We start from the raw sequence: 17,249 nt of genomic DNA on the forward strand, positions 1-17,249 counted from the left end.
ATGAATCTCGACCTGACAGAGGAACAGAAACTTATCCAGGATACCGCGCGTGAATTTGCCGCCGCCGAACTGGCACCGGTCGCCGCCGGACTGGACAGGGGTGAAAATGAAGAGACCTTTTTCTCCAACCTGAAAAAGCTGGCGGAACTCGGCTTCATGGGTCTCAATATCCGGGACGAGTACGGCGGGGCGGAGGCCGGTGCGATCGCCTTCAGTCTCGCCGTCACCGAGATCGCCCGGGCCTGCGCGTCCACGGCGGTGACGGTGTCGGTCAACAACATGGTCAACGAGGTCATCCAGGCCCTTGGCACGGAAGAGCAGAAAAGGCGGTATATCCCGATGATCTGCAGCGGTGAGAGCCTGGCCGGGGCCTTCGGGCTGACAGAGACGGGGGCTGGTTCAGATCCCGCCGGGATGAAAACGACTGCGGTCCTCGATGGCGACCAGTGGGTGCTGAACGGCTCGAAGATCTTTATCTCCAGCGCCCCCTATGCCGGGGTCTTTGTCGTCTGGGCGGTGACCAATCAGAAGGCGCCGAAGGGCAAGGGCATCAGCCTGTTCCTGGTCGAAGCAGGGTCCAAAGGGCTTGTAATCGGCAAGCGGGAGGCGAAGATGGGGCAGCACGCCTCATCGACGAACGAACTCCTGTTCGAAGACTGCCGGATCCCGAAGAGCGCATTGATGGGAAAAATGAACGATGGTTTCCGGGTGGCGGTTGCCGAACTCGGCGGCGGGCGCATCGGCATCGGTTCCCTTGGTCTCGGGGTCGGTCTGGCGGCGATGGATTTCGCGGCCCGCTATGCACTCGAGAGGGTGCAGTTCGGCAAGAGGATCTCCGAGTTCCAGGCGATTCAATGGAAGATTGCCGATATGTACACCGCGCTCGAGGCGGCACGACTGCTGCTGATGAACGCCGCCTTCCGCAAGGAGCAGGGCCGCCCGTTTGCCAAGGAGGCCTCGATGGCCAAGGTGTTCGCCACGGAAACCGCCAACCGGGCCTGCTATGAGGCGATGCAGATCCTGGGCGGCTACGGCTACACCCAGGATTTCCCCATTGAGCGCTATACCCGTGATGCCCGGATTACCACGATCTATGAGGGTACCAGCGAGATCCAGCGCATGATCATCTCCAGGGAGATCCTGCGCGAGCTCTCATGATGGTGAGAGTGAATGCCGGAAAAACGCAGAAGGGTTTACTGCAATCTCATCAAAATGCGACCATTGAGGACCGATGATGCTCGAACAGGAACTGCTGCAGGCAATCAAGGAGAGGAGGAGTATCCGCCGCTTTCAGGACAAGGCGATCGAGCCGGAGAAGCTCGAGCAACTCTTTGAAGCAGTACGCTGGGCACCGTCCTGGGGCAACAGCCAGTGCTGGGAGGTCGTCGTCATCGAGGCCCAGGCCGACAAGGAAGGGCTGGTCGAGCTGCTGTCGCCGAAAAACCCGGCTACCCGCGCCATGACCCAGGCCCCGGTGGTGCTCGGGATTTGCGGGCGGAAACACAAGGCCGGGTATTACAATGGTGAACGCCAGACCAGGTTCGAGGACTGGCTGATGTTCGACCTTGGGCTTGCCACCCAGAACATCTGCCTGACCGCCCACATCCTCGGGCTGGGGGCGGTGATAGTCGGCTCCTTCGACCATGACCGCGTCGCCAAATTACTCGAAATTCCAGATACATATGATATTGTCTCCTTGATTCCGCTCGGCTATCCCGCCCATGCCCCTTCACCGCCGCCCCGCCGCCCCGCCGCCGAATTTGTGCATTACCGGCGGTTCTGAACAGTATCGCTTCACCGTCTCGTTACTCGCTGGCTGAGTTTTCTCCCGCCGTATCACCAGGATGGACCAAGGCATGGATGATTGGTCTCATTGTCGTGGTCGTCACAATTATCTGTTTGAATTTGCTTGATATGTTATAGTCCGATGGGTGGGCTTCCGGGCGCTGGACATCGTCTTGGCGGTTGAGTTGCGGCTGCGCCGAAAAATCGTATTCCTTTCTGTTGTGAGGGAAAATGATTGTAGCATCGCTTTGGTATAGCAGTATAATGACGTCACTTTGCCTTGAACCAGGTGGATGCCGTAAATCATTAATCGTCGGGAATGGATATGGAAGAAAAGGGGAAGAAAGAACTCGTCGGCAACGAGGGGATGGTCCTTTTCGATATGGTCCGCCGCCTTGCCAGGAGGGGGGCCAACGAGCATTTGATGAAGCTCGTATCAAAAACCCATCCTGCTGATATCGCATGGGTATTTCGCCATCTTACCGATGAAGAGCGTACCAGAATCTTCAATATCATCGCCCAGACCGAACGCGTCGGGGAATTTCTGAGCGAACTCGATGATTCGCTGGTAGTCGATCTGGTCAAGGAAATGCCGCCGCAGATGATGGCCGATATCCTTGCCAACATGCCGTCCGACGACGCCGTCGACCTGCTCGAAGTCCTGCCGGAGGAGATTGCCAACGATATCCGCAAGCACATGGAAAAACAGGATCGGGAAGAGATGGAGGAACTGCTCCAGTATCATCCCGAGACCGCCGGTGGACTCATGTCCCCCGATTTCATGAGCCTTGACGGAGAGCTGAGCGCGGGGGAGGCCATTACCAGCATCCAGAAACGCAGCGAGGAAAAGGAGATGGTGTTCTATCTCTATATCACCCACGGCGACGGCAAACTCGCCGGGGTGGTGTCGCTGCGCGAACTGCTGATGCATCCGCCGCACCGGCAGCTGAAAAACATCATGAACCCCAACGTCATCTCGGTTACGACCGATACCCCCCAGAACGACGTCGCCCATGTGGTCTCCCAGTACAACATCCTGGCCGTGCCGGTCGTCGATTCCAACTACAAGCTGCTGGGGATCGTCACCGTCGACGATATCATCGATGTCATCCGCGAGGAGGCGACCGAGGAGTTCCTGCAGATGGCCGGTGCCGGTAAGGACCGCGAGATCCTGCTCAAATCGATCCGAGAAAATTCCATTATCCGGGCCCCGTGGCTGCTGGCGACATTTGCCGGCGGCCTCATGTCGATGCTGATCGTCGGTTTTTTCTCCCACGAATTGAGCCAGATTATCGCCCTGGCCTCGTTCATGCCGATTATTGCCGGCATGGGCGGCAATATCGCCACCCAGTCGTCGACCATCATCGTCAGGGGAATCGCCACCGGCCGGGTCAATATCAACGAGTTGTTCCGTATTGTGTTCAAGGAGATGCGCGTTGGCTTGATCCTCGGCAGCCTCTATGGGCTCCTGCTCGGGGTGGTGTCCTATTTCGGCTATGCCGAGCCCAGGTTGCTTGGCCTGGTCGTCGGCCTGTCGATCTTTTTTTCGATGGTGATGGCGGCGACGGTCGGTTCCCTCGTCCCGTTGATCCTGAAGCGGTTTGATGTCGATGCGGCTATCGCTACCGGTCCGGTGGTCACGACCTTGATCGACGTCCTGGGTGTATTCGTGTATCTGTCGGTGGCCAAGCTGCTGCTGCAATTATAGATCGCCTGGATAGATGTCCGATCTGTCGCTGGTGATGTCACACCGGGTCGAATCAGAGCCATTGATCATACTGCCATGAAAAAAATCTCCCCCTTCCTGGTCCTTTTTCTGATACTGTTCGGGCTGTGGCTGCTATTCGGCCAGCCGGTGCGCTCACCTCTGAATCCGGAGGCGACGCCGCGGAGCGTGACCGCCCGCGGCGATCTGGCCGCCGACGAGCAGAATACGATCGAGATCTTCAAGAACAATTCGAATGCGGTGGTCTATGTCACCAGCACCGCCCTGCGGCGGGGCTTGTTTTCACTCAATGCGGTCGAGATTCCGCAGGGCACCGGCTCCGGTTTCGTCTGGGACAACGAGGGGCGGATCGTCACCAATTATCATGTGATCAGCGATGCCAACAGCGTTCAGATCACCATGGCCGATAATTCGACGTGGAAGGCGGTCCTGGTCGGCGCCTCTGCCGACAAGGATATTGCCGTGCTCCGGATCAACGCCCCGAAGAAATTGCTGCAGCCGATCACCATCGGTGAATCGGCGAACCTGCTCGTCGGCCAGAAGGTGTATGCGATCGGCAACCCCTTCGGTCTCGACCGGACCATCACCTCCGGGATCATTTCCGCCCTCGGCCGGCAGATCAAATCGGTCAGCGGCCGCATGATCCATGGCATGATCCAGACCGATGCGGCGATCAATCCCGGGAATTCCGGGGGGCCGCTGCTGGACAGCGCCGGCCGGCTGATCGGAGTCAATACCGCCATTTACAGCCCTTCCGGGGCGTATGCCGGCATCGGCTTCGCTGTCCCGGTATCCGAAGTCAATCGGGTGGTGCCCGAACTGATCAAATTCGGCCGGATTATACGGCCGGGTCTCGGGGCAACACTGGCCGACGAAAATCTCAATGCCAACCTCGGCGTCGACGGGGTGCTGATTCTCGGTCTGGAGAAAAACGGCCCGGCCGACAAGGCGGGACTGAGGGCCACCACGCAGTATATGGGGGAGATCGTTCTCGGCGATATCATCATCGCGATCGCCGGCAGCAAGGTGGATTCCTATGATGCCATCCGGACCGAACTCGAACGTTTCAAGGTCGGGGACGAGGTCATGGTGACGGTATTACGGGACGGGACGTCGGTCGATCTCCCGGTGCGCCTTGGGGCGGTGGAATAGTCAGGAGCAGCTCTTTCTCCTGGTCACCGCCTGAAGATTTCTGGCCCGGGCGAACTCCCTCATGTCCCTGGCTCGGTCGGTCTCATCGACTATCTCCCGTCCGACAATCTCCTCGATGATATCCTCCAGTGAGATCACCCCGGTCATCGAGCCGTATTCATCGACGACAACGAAGAGGTGCTGGCGACGATCAAAGAATTCGACCAGAACGCGGTTGAGAGGTGCGGTTTCCGGCACGAAATGCACCGGATGGAGCATACGGGAGAGGACCAGCCCCGATTTCCCCTCGGCCGCCGCCTGCAGGACATCCCGGCGCAGGACGATGCCGGTGATGTTGTCCGGATCGTTGTTGAAGACTGGAAGACGGCTGTGATTGCCAACGAGGGTCACCTTTTTCATGGCCGCTTCGACAGTCAGCTGTTCGTCGAGAGAAAAGGTGACGGTGCGGGGGGTCATGACCTCGCGGACAATCTTTCCTTTCAGACTGAGGATATTGATAATGACCTTTTCCTCGGCCTTCTCGATCGCCCCGGATTCAAGGGAGAGTGTGGCGATGGTCTGCAGTTCCTCGGCGCTTATATTGACATCCTGGGCATTGGATGGCAGGAGCCGAGTGATGAGGCGGCAGAACCAGACGATGGGCTTGAGGATCACAACCATCCAGCGGATGGGATGGGCGACGACCGGCGCGAGTCGGAAGGCGAAGCTCACGCCCAGAGTTTTGGGTATGATTTCGGAGAAGATCAGGATTGTCATGGTGAACATGCCGGAGAACAATACGAGGTTTTCATCTCCAAAAAGCTTGGCCGATGCAGCACCGGCGATTGCGGCGCCGACGGTGTTGGCGATAGTGTTCAGCGTCAGAATGGCGGTAATCGGTTCATTGATATCAGCACGGAGATCCAGGAGGGTTCCGGCGGATGCATGACCCGAATTTTTGAGCATTTCCAGTTGGCTTGTGGTCACGGAATAGAGGACGGCTTCGCAGAGAGAGCACAGGGCGGACACAAGGACCGCTGAGATGGTGGCGGTAATGAATGTTTGCAGCACGTAAAAAATCTCCCATTGTATCGAAGATATTTTTTTGGAGCGCGCAATCGATTCCGCATGCCGGACAAAACGATGCGGCGGCTCTCCTTGAGTGAAAAATCATACCGTATCTATCTGGAGAATAACCAGAAAATTGTACGCAATAGAGCGTGTCGCGAGAGGATCAAATGAATACGACAAAGCTTTCGGTGAGCAGTAAGGATATTGTCGCATATCGCGGTGACCTGCTGGTGATCTGTATGGCGCAGCCGGAACAGGGACTGCCGTCCTGTGAAGACCGGTTGCGCCCCTTGGCAATGAATGCGCTGGAACTTGGAGATTTCAAAGCCAAAATGGATGAAATTCTGATCCTGTACCCGGATCGGGCCATTGAGAAGACGTTTGGCGCCAGACGTGTCATGCTGGCGGGCATGGGCAAGGTTGCTGAAACAGAAGATCCCTGCGTCCTGAGGGAGACATGCAGGGTCGTCGGAGGCAATATAGCCCGCCAATGCGCCAAGATCCAGGCCGGATCGATAATGATCAGCCTCCCGGTTCTCTCCCGCCTCGGACCTGGTGGCGTCGCCGAAGGCCTTGCTGAAGGGGTGTTGCTTGGCGACTATCGATTTCGCAAGTACAAGACCGAGGATAAAAACGAGGTGCCGTATCCCGGGCTGACGAAGGTCGTTTTCCACACCTCATCCGGAATGGGTGAGGTGCGCAAGGGGGTTGAGCGGGGGGAGCGGGCCGCCAGGGCCGCCAATGCCGCGAGGGATATGGCCAACGAGCCGGGCAACGACTGGACGCCGTCACGATTTGGTGAATACGCGCAAGGCCTCTCCGACAGCATGGCGATGTCGCTGACGATCCTGGAGAAGGAGGATATGCAGCGCCTTGGGATGGGGGGCATCATCGCCGTCAGCAAGGGGTCGGCCGAACCGCCGAAGATGGTGATCCTCGAATACCGACCCCCACAACCGGCGGAGACGATTCTCCTGATCGGCAAAGGCCTGACCTTCGATTCCGGTGGAGTCTCACTGAAGCCGGCGACGGGGATGCAGGACATGAAATTCGATATGTGCGGCGGGGCAGCCGTGTTGACCGCCATGCAGGTCATCGGCGAAGAACGGCCGGATGTCGGGGTGGTGGCGATCATCCCGGCCACGGAAAACATGGGTGGAGGAGCGGCGGTCAAGCCTGGTGACATCATCGTCCACTATGGCGGTGTAACCTCGGAGATCGTCAATACCGATGCCGAAGGCCGGTTGATCCTCGCCGATGCACTGGCCTACGGGATTGAAAAATTCTCCCCCTGCTGTGTCATCGACCTGGCCACCTTGACGGGAGCGGTCATCATCGCCCTCGGTCATCATTATACCGGTATATTGGCAAATAACGACGAGTTGGCGGAAAGGATCAAGGAGGCCGGACGGTGCAGCGGCGAACCGATGTGGCGGCTGCCCCTCGGGCCGGAGTACAGCAAACAGATCGAATCCGAGGTGGCGGATATCAAGAATACCGGCGGCAAGCCGGCAGGAACGATCACGGCCGCCGCCTATCTCCAAAAATTCGTTGGGGATGTTCCGTGGGTGCATCTTGATATCGCCGGGACGGCCTGGGAATTCACTGAAAAGTCGTATATCCCGAAAGGCCCGTCAGGTATCGGCACCCGATCCTTGATCCATCTGGTCAGGAACTGGTCGGCTTTTCTTCGGAAAACTGGTTGATTGGGGAGGGGGGTGAAATCTTCACCGGAGGGAGGTGCCGATCTTCACAGCCGGCGACAGGTGCCATGCCCGTCATTCGTCCGTATTTCTCAGAGACAGGAGAAGGTTTTTCATGTCTGACTGTGCAGAGCAGTTGTAGACTGCCCTGCGGATATCACTGCTTCCCGGCAGGTTTTTAAAATATTTGCCGATATGGTTCCTGATGACACCAATCGGCCTGTCGGGGCCGAGGAACTGCTCAACCAGGGTGAGGTGACGGATCGCCCCGTCAACGATCGTCCCAAGATCATCCGGACGGCCCGCGGCGGAGAAGACCCAGGGGTTGCCCAGGGCGGCCCTGCCGATCATGACCCCGTCGCACCCCGTTTCCTCCAGCAGCTGCATCGCCTCCTGATATGATTGGATGTCGCCATTGCCGATGACCGGGATCGTCAGGGCCTGTTTGATTGTGGCGATGATGGTTCTCTCCGCCCGGCCCGAAAATCCCTGGGCCCAGGTGCGGCCATGGACGATGACCGCGGCTGCCCCCGAACCCTGCGCCATCCTGGCGAATTCTACTCCGTTCAACTCGGAAGCATTGACCCCGGCCCTGATCTTGACCGTCACCGGCAGGGATGTATTCGCCACGACTCTCAGGATTATTTTTTCGGCGAGACCGGGCGAGGCCATGAGAGCGGCCCCGGCGCCGCGTTTTGTCACCTTTTTCACCGGACAGCCCATGTTGATGTCGATCATGTCCGGGGCAAAGGTCGAGACGATCGCCGCCGCCTCCGCCATCCGGTCGGGATCGGCACCAAAAAGCTGAAAGGCGACGGGACGCTCCGCAGGCGTTGACAGCAGCATGTCGATGGTCTTTAGCTGTTGATAGCACAGACCATGGCAACTGATCATTTCCGAGACACAGAAACCGGCGCCATATTCGCGGCAGAGAAGCCGAAAAGGCAGATCGCTGTATCCGGCAAGTGGAGCGAGGACAAGAGGCGAGGAGAAGGCGAGCGAACCGATTATCAGCATGGGTGCAAAAAAAAACAGGCCGATTTCGGTAAAGAAACCGGCCTGAGGGAAAAATATGGGAGACGAGCCGATTACAGCTTGGGGATCTGAACCAGCGTTCTCTGGTAGATCTTCTGGGAGAGATCTTTGATAATGGTCTCCAACGCCTGTTTTTTGTTTTCCTCCTCGACCGCGGAAGAAGAAGAGGTCAAATATGATTCGGTGTAATAATCGCTCGGCGCCTCAACCAGGACCTTGCCCGTGGCGATATCCTTCAGGATATACCGTACACGAAGGGTAAGCTTGACCTCGGCCGCATCGCGGTTCGACCTGTAACTCAAGCTTGGCAGGGAGATCGAAACGATCTCGCCTGCGAGGATCAGATCAGAGCCTGCTCTATTTTTCGTGACATGGAGCGACCCTGACTTCTGGAACCAGCGGGCCAGTGACCGGTAAATCTGCGAGTCGAGTCCCAGCTCGCTGGTCCGATTCTTCCATTCAGTGATATAGATCGATTTTTCCGGACCTGAATAGACGTAGGGATTGTGATACCCGCAGGAGGCCAGGAACAGCAGCAGAAAGGCTGTGAAGGTCGAAGTTATAAGCCGTGGTGTCTTCAACAGAGTTCTCCTTGTCAAGAAATGAGGAGGCTTTCCAGTGTCCTTTGGGCAGCGCCACTGGTGCTATCAAGGCACAGAGTATAGTGTTATATAACGATATTCACAAGTTTCTTCTTGATGACAATGGTCTTTTTCACCTCTCTGGCGCCGATGAATCTGGCGACATTATCGTCCGTCAGAGCCATGGTGACAAGGGGTTTGTCGTCGATGTCCGCAGGGACTTCAAGGCGGCTGCGCACCTTGCCGTTGACCTGGACCACGATAGTGAGACGATCCTCGGCAGCAGCCTCGGCATCCCATTGCGGCCACGGAACGGTCTCGATCGAACCCATTTCCAGCCGGTCCCACATTTCAGTGCAGAAATGGGGAATCATCGGTGAAAGCAGCAGCAGGACGGAGTCGATTGCCTCTTTGACAAAATACGGGTGAACCGCATTTCCTTTTTCCTCGTCTGTGGCCGTCAAGATGCCGTTGAACAGCTCCATCACCGCGCTGATAGCGGTATTGAAATGGAAGTTGTTTTCAATATTCTCCGTCACCCGCCGTACGGTCTGGTGGGTCTTGCGGTGGAGATTGCGGTCTGCTTCGCTCAGTACCTTGCCTGGGGGAGGGACGTTGACCAGGCTCTGTCCGTTGTTTTCAATGAACCGGTAGATCCTGTTGATAAATCGGGAGGCGCCTTCCACCCCCTGCGGATTCCATTCCAGATCCTTTTCCGGAGGGGCGGCAAAGAGGCTGAACAGCCGTACGGTGTCGGCCCCGTATTCTGCCACAAGATCATGGGGGTCAACAACGTTTCCTTTTGATTTCGACATCTTGGCGCCATCCTTGATGACCATCCCCTGGGTCAGGAGGTTGGTGAACGGTTCATCGATGGTGAGATAACCGAGATCCCGCAGCACCTTGGTGAAGAATCGGGAATAGAGGAGATGGAGGATGGCATGTTCGACCCCGCCAATGTACTGATCGACCGGGAGCCAGTGCGAGGCCTTGTCGCGATCGATCGGCGCGTCTGCGAGCCGCGGGCAGGTATACCTGGCAAAATACCACGATGATTCGACGAAGGTGTCCATCGTATCCGTTTCCCGGCGAGCCGGGCCATTACAGACGGGACAGGTGGTGGTATAGAAGGTGGGGCGCTGGTGCAACGGGTCGCATTTGCTGTTGCCGGGATCGGCATCCTCCGGCAGCACCACCGGCAACTGGTCGCGGGGGACCGGCTGCACCCCGCAGCTGTCGCAGTGGATCATCGGAATCGGGGCGCCCCAGTACCGTTGCCTGGAGATGCCCCAGTCGCGGAGCCGGTAGGTGACGTGGGGGGCGCCGAAACCGTGGTCGACGGCATGGCCGATGATCCTCTGTTGCGCCTCTTCCGATGGCAGACCGGTAAAATCGCTTGAATTGGCAAGGGTCCCGGGACCGGTATAGGCCTGATCCATTGATTCACCGACCAGCGTTTCCCCTTCCGGCATGATGACCGGAGTGATGTCGAGCCCGTATTTTCTGGCAAATTCGAAATCCCGTTCATCATGGGCCGGTACCGCCATGACGGCACCGGTGCCGTAGTCCATCAGGACAAAGTTGGCGATATACAGCGGTATTTTCTTCCCATTGAATGGATTGATACAGTATCTGCCGGTGAAGATACCCTTTTTCTCCGGTTCTTCCTCGTTGCTCTTGCGCTGCTTCTCGGTGATGATCTGATCGATGAATTTCCGGATCTCGTCCTCATTTGCAGTGCCCGGCAGGAGTGTGTCGAGCAGGGGATGCTCGGCGGCGATGGACATGAAGGTGACCCCGAAAATGGTGTCGGGACGGGTCGTGAAGATGGAGATCTTCTCGTCGAGTCCATCGACCGGGAAATCGCAGGTGAGCCCTGTGGATTTTCCGATCCAGTTACGCTGCATTGTCACGACTTTTTCCGGCCACCCTGTCAGTGTATCGAGGTCGGCGAGCAGTTCCTCCGCATAATCGGTGATCTTGAAGAACCAGCCGTTCATCTTCCGCGGCATAACCGGCTGATCGCAACGCCAGCAGCAGCCTTCGATCACCTGTTCGTTGGCCAGCACGGTCTGACAGGATTCGCACCAGTTGACGGTCGTCACCTTCTGGTAGATGATGCCTTTTTCCCACATATCGATGAAAAAGAGTTGCTCCCAGCGGAAATACCCGGGGTTGCAGGTGGCAATCTCACGCTGCCAGTCATAGGAAAGGCCAAGCTGCCGCAGCTGTTTGCGCATGTACTCTATGTTGGCGTAGGTCCAGGTGGCGGGGTGACTGTTGTTTTTCTGGGCGGCATTTTCAGCGGGCAGACCGAAGGCATCCCATCCCATCGGGTGAAGGACATTGTAGCCCCGCATTCTCTTGTACCTGGCAACCACGTCGCCGATGGAGTAGTTCCGCACATGTCCCATATGGATCTTTCCTGAAGGATAAGGAAACATTTCCAGGACATAGTACTTCTCCCGCGTCGCGTCTTCAGTTGTTTGATAGGTGGAGTTTTCACTCCAGAAACGCTGCCATTTTTCTTCGATTGCCTTGAAATCGTATTTCTTGCCGCTCTGGCTGGTGATCATGGTGTTGTCCCTATGCATTTGCCCGTGCCTGGTGTGGCCTGCGCGAACCGAATATCGTTTGGATTACATCGTTTCGTATTCACTTTTTGCACTCATGTTTTCAAACATAGTGAATTCTTTGAGGAATGTCAATTTAACCATGCCTGTCGGACCGTTTCTCTGCTTGCCTATGATGACCTCGGCACTGCCCTTGTTGGGATTGTCCTCGCTTTTGTTATAGACTTCGTCGCGATAGATGAAACAGATGACGTCGGCGTCCTGTTCGATGGCCCCGGACTCACGGAGATCGGCCATCATCGGCCGTTTGTCGGTCCTGTTTTCCAGGCCCCGGTTGAGCTGGGAGAGGGCGAGGACGGGCATGTGGTGCTCTTTGGCCAGGGCCTTCAGTGATCTCGAGATATCGCTGATCTCCTGAGTCCTGTTTTCGGTGTTGCCGCGCCCCTGCATCAACTGCAGATAATCGACGACCACCAGGCCGATGTCGAACTGGGAGGCGAGACGCCTGACCTTGGCGCGCATCTCAAGAACGGAGATAGCCGGGGTATCATCGATATAGATCGGGGCCTCCGAAAGCATTCCGACAGCTCTGGTCAATTTCGGCCAGTCATCGTTCTGCAACCGGCCGGTACGGATTCGCTGCGAATCGATCTTGCCGACGGAGCTGAGAAGGCGCATGACCAGTTGTTCCTTCGACATCTCCAGGCTGAATATGGCAACGCCGATCTTCTCGATCATCGCCGCGTGCTGAGCGATATTCATCGCGAAGGCGGTCTTACCCATCGATGGGCGTGCGGCAAGGATGATGAGATCCGAAGGCTGGAGGCCGGCGGTGTAGCGGTCGAGATCATAGTACCCGGTTGGAACTCCGGTGATCAGTTCCTTGCGTTTAAATAGATTTTCAACCGTTTCAAATGCCTTGGGAACAATGTGTTTGACCGCAACGAAATGTTGGTTGCTCTTGGCGCCGGCAATGTCGAAAATAGCCTGCTCCGCCTCATCAACGAGGGTATCGATATCTCCCTGTTCCTCATAGCATCTCGACGCGATATCGGAATTTACCCGGATGAGCTGGCGAAGGATCGATTTCTGGCGGATAATCTTGGCATAACTGGCAATATTTGCCGTTACCGGGACGATGGAGGTCAGGCTTGTCAGATAGGCGATTCCGCCGATTTCCTCGAGTTTGTTCTGATCGCTCAGAAGATTAGAGAGAGTCAGAAGGTCCTGCGGTTCGTTTTTCTCGAACAGATCGATCAAGGCCTCGAAAATGATTCGGTGGGCAACTTTATAAAAATCGTTCCCCCCGATGATTTCGAGAACCGTACTGAACGCTTTGTCCTTCAAGAGGATCGACCCGAGAACGGCCTGCTCGGCCTCGATATTCTGGGGAGGGACGCGAATGCCGATTCCGTTCTGGGGCAGGTTGTTCATTGATGATATGTCCGGTTGGGAGATGGTGTGTGAATATGAGCAGCAGTGTAAACAAAAACACACCAGGAAGGCAAGACCCATCCTGGTGTGTCGGTTAAGAGATCAGCCCGGTCGGCGCACTCTCCGCCGTATCTGCCGCCAACTGATTTCTTATATCAAATACTACTATCCCTTGGTACTGGGAACGATATTGATCGTAATATCCGTGGTCATCTGGAAACCGACCTTGATGCTGATGGTGGTTGTCCCGAGGGTCTTGATCGGATCGACGAGGAGAATCTGCTTCCTGTCAATATCAATATTGTTTTCGGCCAATTTGGCAGCTATATCGGCGCTGGTAACCGATCCGAACAGCCTCCCGTCATCACCGGCGAGTTGTTCGATCACGATCTCCAGGCCGGAAATTTTTTTCGACAGATCCTCGGCAATCTTGCGCTCTGCTTCTCTTCTGGCAATGATATCTGCCTTGTTTTGCTCTAAAATAGCCTTGTTCGCGGGAGTGGCCAGGACCGCTTTTCTCTGTGGCAGCAGATAATTGCGACCATAACCCGACTTGACGGTGACGACATCGCCCTCTTGCCCCAGAGTACTGATGGTTTGTTTGAGTATGAGTTCCATGTGTGACTCCTTATTAATATCTCTCTTGTCATTCTGCAGGAATGTCCTGCTGCAGAATTAAATGTTACAAATTTGCCGATTCGGTATCGGCCGGTTTTCTGATCTTTCTGAGATCGAACCATACATCTGCAAGCCCGGTCCCAATGAGAATGAGTGTTCCAAACGATTGGAAAATTACCATCACATAGAGGAACGAGCGCAACAGCATCGGCAGATTCCACTTGTGCAGGAAAAAGGAGAATACCGCCAGTCCTTGAAAAAAATAGAGTATTCCCCCTATGATCAATGCATTGATGGCGACAATCTGTATTTGACCGCTTGACACGAGGGCGACCAGGGCCATAACGATGATCAGCCAGATCAAGTTATCCGGGATCCGCCACAATCTCTGCCGTGGCCACGGAGAATTCCCGGTGAATTGATACACCATCCGGTTACCGGCAGTCAGGGTGATCCATATTGTCAATATCACAACGCCAGTCAATATTGACGGCATGATCAAAGGAAGCAATCCTTTCATCTGGTAGAGGCTCGTTTCCAGAATGATTAGCGTATCAGCAGGGACGGTGTCACTTCGCCGATAATATTCCAATGCCTCAACCATACCCTGATCGAGAGCCTGCAGAAACTCAGCATATGGATTTATCTCATAAATCGCCGCGAATACCGCGACAAGAAAAATCCAGAACCCGCCCAGAACCGTTATCCCTTTCAGGCCGGCACGCACCGGTGATTCCCGCCGGAGAGCCGACCAATTGATCGCATATCCGCAAGGGATCATGGATAATGATATCAGAAGCGGTTCAATTCGTGCCGTTGCGAGTCCCGCAATCAACGCCAGTATTCCTCCGGTCAGGATCATTTTGTTGCCGACGTTCAGGCCGAACATATACAGCAGCATAAACGTGAGCAGGGGAAGAACCCCATTCAACCAGCCGAAAACTGAAAAATTAAGTGCTGGAAGAAAAGCGGCAAGGAAGAGCAGAAAAATGTTTTGAAACACTTTTCCCAACTCTGGACCGGCTTGTTCCTCACTTGCCACCCGCTCTCCTTCTTGCAAGATTATCCTTGGGCTGCACCGGAATAGGGCAGCAAGGCGATATGTCTTGCAAGTTTGATTGCCTCGCAAAGCTGGCGCTGATGCGTTGCACAGGTGCCAACGATGCGCCGCGGGATGATCTTGCCGCGCTCTGAAACAAAATTGCGTAATGTTTTTACATCTTTGTAATCGATAACTGCTTCCTTGTCGGCGCAAAACCGACAAACTTTTTTACGGGAAAATAATTTTCTCTGTGGTTTTTGTGACATGATCGATTCTCCAGTTTCAGGAAAACGCTGCTAAGCGCTTATTCTTCATCGGTGGTTTCTTCTATGCTCTCGTCTTCTTCGGTCACGGCCTGGTCCTCATCTTCCGAGGTTTCTTTGGCCTGTACCGCATGCTTGGCGTCTGCTTCGGCTATCGCCTTGCCGATCTCTTCTTCAGAGATGGCATCTGCGGTCTTGATGGTCAGGTATTTGAGAACGGCATCGTCAATCCGGAATTTTCGCTCGAACTCTGCCACTGAGGCCGGTGTGCCGGCAAAGTCACAAAAGACGTACTGTCCCTGAATCTCTTTTTTAATCGTATAGGCCAGCTTTTTCATTCCCCACTTGTTGAGATCGATAATGCTGCCTTTGTCGCTCAAGATGATATTCTTCGTGTTTTCAATAATTGCATTGATCTCATCCTCGCTCTGGCTTGGGCGAAGAATGAAGACCGTTTCATACCTGCGCATGGTTCCTCCTCGTGGACTCATGTTGTTTGGGCTCATGCCCTGTTGGCCCCGTCATCGTATCAGGGGCGAAGAGGTGGTTGATCCTGCACGCAGGATCAACGGCTCTGGTCGTAGTCAGTGCGGGAACTGATAACGAACTCGAGCTGGTGCAACGAAAATTAAACAGTATATTCTTTGAACGATATAGTGTCAATTTTATTTTGATATTTTCTCTTTCGATTTGATGGCTAGCCATTGTTCGCGTAATTCGTCATCGCTCATTATCGAAAATTTTTCGAATACATGAGGGTGACGACGAACAAGTTTGGCGTCGATGGAATGGATGACAGCATCGATGGAAAAAAAACCATCCCTGTTATTGATTTCGGATATCAATAGAATGAGGTAGAGCAGGTCTCCAAGTTCTTCGCAGATATTCTCGTGATCGCCATTGTCAATCGCGGCGATGAGCTCGTCGAGTTCGGATTTGAGATACTTGCTGAGGGAAGTATTCGTTTGGCGTTTGTCCCAGGGGCAGCCTTGCTCGCCGAGCAGTTTCCTGACGGTTCCCAGGAGATTTGAAAAGTGGCTTGATGTTGATGTCATTGGTCTTAAAATATAAAAGATAACGGAGGGAGTGGTTGGATTGCCCAAACCTGCAATTCAGCCGTGTGTCTCTGTGTCGGCTGTATGCTCAAAAAAAGGTTGACAGGAATACCTGACTAAGCTAAGTAGCGTGCCGGGCAATATGACGTTGTGGTGGTTGAAAAAAATCAGCCCCTCTCATGGTAGCAGTTTGAGCATACATTTTTCTTACACTGTTGTCATCTGGAGACTTTTATCGGATGTAGGCCGGCGAGGCCGAATATGAGGTTGTATATGGAAGAAGACAAAAAACAGAAGTTGCTTTTGGAAAAACATAAGGATATCGCACGAATTGACCAAGAGTCCAAAAGAACTCACGGATGGTATGTGCGTGTCAGATTCGTAGGAAAGACCCATTCAAAATTTTTCTCGGACAGAAAATGCGGTGGGAGATATTCAAGTCTTCTCTCTGCCATTTCGTGGCGTGACAAGATGGAGAAGAAACTGGGCAAGGTGAGAACCAACAAGCACATGGTTACCGTCAGCAACTCAGGTACCGGGGTCGTTGGCGTGCGGTTGAATGAAAAACTCAACAGGTATGAGGTGAGTTGGGTAACGCATCAGGGGAAGCAGGGGAAAACGTCGGTTTCGATCAGCAAGCATGGAAAAAAGGCGGCCTTTGCCAAGGCATGCGCCATTCGTCAGGAAAAAGAAAAAGCACGTCTGGAAGGGTCGGTTTGAAGGCAGCCTATTCAACCGCACGATTTATCCACCATTCCAACGGCTTTCATTTCAGTCGATCGCTTGTAAAACTGCTTGACATTTCACGAGAAAGAAAGTTTAATTTCTGATTCCAAAGTATATTCAGTTCTTTGCTGAAATCGAAAAGATATTTATAAAAAGAGGTTTATATCAATGTATGCAATAGTGCGAACCGGCGGGAAACAATATCAGGTTGCCTGTGGAGATCAATTGCGTGTCGAAAAGCTGGATGGGAATGTCGGAGACGTCGTCAACTTGGACGAGGTCCTGATGGTGGTCGACGGCGATGATGTAAAGATCGGTCAACCAGTACTCGAGTCGGCCAAGGTCGTGGCAAAAATAGCCGAGCAGGGACGGGCGAAGAAGATCATCGTGTTCAAGAAAAAACGGCGCAAGGGCTATCAGGTCAAGCGAGGTCATCGGCAGTCCTTCACCGGTCTGAAGATAGAAGAAATTTCGGCATAATATTTTCAAAGAATCAGGACTGTGTT

General features: G+C 54.6%; 17 protein-coding genes. 7 read left to right on the forward strand and 10 right to left on the reverse strand.

Going from position 1 to position 17,249, the window contains the following annotated elements; all coding sequences use genetic code 11:
- The 4 genes from ACWGKN_RS06020 (at position 1) to ACWGKN_RS06035 (ending at position 4,663) form a co-directional block, all read left to right on the forward strand.
- Entirely contained in the window at positions 1–1,158 is a 1,158-nt protein-coding gene (locus ACWGKN_RS06020; RefSeq protein ID WP_035229111.1) for an acyl-CoA dehydrogenase family protein, read from the forward strand.
- A gap of 73 nt (positions 1,159–1,231) precedes the next feature.
- Complete coding sequence (locus ACWGKN_RS06025; RefSeq protein ID WP_424253632.1) at positions 1,232–1,783, forward strand: nitroreductase family protein; 552 nt, start codon at positions 1,232–1,234, stop codon at positions 1,781–1,783.
- A gap of 327 nt (positions 1,784–2,110) precedes the next feature.
- Positions 2,111–3,493: a magnesium transporter gene (gene mgtE, locus ACWGKN_RS06030; protein WP_052159925.1), complete on the forward strand. Its 1,383-nt coding sequence runs from the start codon at positions 2,111–2,113 to the stop codon at positions 3,491–3,493.
- 75 nt (positions 3,494–3,568) lie between these two features.
- The gene (locus ACWGKN_RS06035) at positions 3,569–4,663 is read left to right on the forward strand and encodes a S1C family serine protease (protein WP_452094872.1); all 1,095 of its coding nucleotides are present in this window, start codon (positions 3,569–3,571) and stop codon (positions 4,661–4,663) included.
- Here the strand turns inward: ACWGKN_RS06035 and ACWGKN_RS06040 are convergent, their stop codons facing one another.
- Positions 4,664–5,713 (reverse strand): hemolysin family protein, encoded by a 1,050-nt coding sequence (locus ACWGKN_RS06040; RefSeq protein WP_452094873.1) that lies wholly within the window; start codon positions 5,711–5,713, stop codon positions 4,664–4,666.
- 167 nt (positions 5,714–5,880) lie between these two features.
- Here ACWGKN_RS06040 and ACWGKN_RS06045 point away from each other — a divergent pair, with 167 nt between their 5' ends.
- Positions 5,881–7,419, forward strand: a complete 1,539-nt coding sequence (locus ACWGKN_RS06045; RefSeq protein WP_035229108.1) for a leucyl aminopeptidase — start codon at positions 5,881–5,883, stop codon at positions 7,417–7,419.
- Between the two features lie 72 nt (positions 7,420–7,491).
- Here the strand turns inward: ACWGKN_RS06045 and dusB are convergent, their stop codons facing one another.
- The 9 genes from dusB to ACWGKN_RS06090 form a co-directional block, all read right to left on the reverse strand.
- The gene (gene dusB / locus ACWGKN_RS06050; RefSeq protein WP_452094874.1) at positions 7,492–8,433 is read right to left on the reverse strand and encodes a tRNA dihydrouridine synthase DusB; all 942 of its coding nucleotides are present in this window, start codon (positions 8,431–8,433) and stop codon (positions 7,492–7,494) included.
- 71 nt (positions 8,434–8,504) lie between these two features.
- Positions 8,505–9,032 (reverse strand): LPS assembly lipoprotein LptE, encoded by a 528-nt coding sequence (lptE, locus tag ACWGKN_RS06055; protein ID WP_035229105.1) that lies wholly within the window; start codon positions 9,030–9,032, stop codon positions 8,505–8,507.
- Positions 9,033–9,118: 86 nt separating this feature from the next.
- Complete coding sequence (gene leuS / locus ACWGKN_RS06060; RefSeq protein WP_424253638.1) at positions 9,119–11,608, reverse strand: leucine--tRNA ligase; 2,490 nt, start codon at positions 11,606–11,608, stop codon at positions 9,119–9,121.
- Between the two features lie 63 nt (positions 11,609–11,671).
- Positions 11,672–13,039, reverse strand: coding sequence for a replicative DNA helicase (gene dnaB, locus ACWGKN_RS06065; RefSeq protein ID WP_035229103.1), 1,368 nt, complete (start codon positions 13,037–13,039; stop codon positions 11,672–11,674).
- Positions 13,040–13,204: 165 nt separating this feature from the next.
- Entirely contained in the window at positions 13,205–13,657 is a 453-nt protein-coding gene (rplI, locus tag ACWGKN_RS06070) for a 50S ribosomal protein L9 (protein WP_035229102.1), read from the reverse strand.
- Positions 13,658–13,721: 64 nt separating this feature from the next.
- On the reverse strand, positions 13,722–14,699 hold the full coding sequence (locus ACWGKN_RS06075; RefSeq protein ID WP_052159912.1) for a DUF2232 domain-containing protein: 978 nt from the start codon (positions 14,697–14,699) through the stop codon (positions 13,722–13,724).
- 20 nt (positions 14,700–14,719) lie between these two features.
- Positions 14,720–14,965, reverse strand: coding sequence for a 30S ribosomal protein S18 (gene rpsR, locus ACWGKN_RS06080; protein ID WP_424253643.1), 246 nt, complete (start codon positions 14,963–14,965; stop codon positions 14,720–14,722).
- A 38-nt stretch (positions 14,966–15,003) separates the two neighbouring features.
- Positions 15,004–15,432: a 30S ribosomal protein S6 gene (gene rpsF / locus ACWGKN_RS06085; RefSeq protein WP_052159911.1), complete on the reverse strand. Its 429-nt coding sequence runs from the start codon at positions 15,430–15,432 to the stop codon at positions 15,004–15,006.
- A 195-nt stretch (positions 15,433–15,627) separates the two neighbouring features.
- Entirely contained in the window at positions 15,628–16,017 is a 390-nt protein-coding gene (locus ACWGKN_RS06090) for a MazG nucleotide pyrophosphohydrolase domain-containing protein (protein WP_035229317.1), read from the reverse strand.
- 273 nt (positions 16,018–16,290) lie between these two features.
- Here ACWGKN_RS06090 and ACWGKN_RS06095 point away from each other — a divergent pair, with 273 nt between their 5' ends.
- Both ACWGKN_RS06095 and rplU read left to right on the forward strand, forming a co-directional pair.
- Positions 16,291–16,737, forward strand: coding sequence for an AP2 domain-containing protein (locus ACWGKN_RS06095; protein WP_035229314.1), 447 nt, complete (start codon positions 16,291–16,293; stop codon positions 16,735–16,737).
- 174 nt (positions 16,738–16,911) lie between these two features.
- Positions 16,912–17,223: a 50S ribosomal protein L21 gene (gene rplU, locus ACWGKN_RS06100; protein ID WP_035229101.1), complete on the forward strand. Its 312-nt coding sequence runs from the start codon at positions 16,912–16,914 to the stop codon at positions 17,221–17,223.
- Positions 17,224–17,249 lie beyond the last annotated feature (26 nt).

It is taken from the genome of Desulfoprunum sp. (assembly GCF_053613775.1).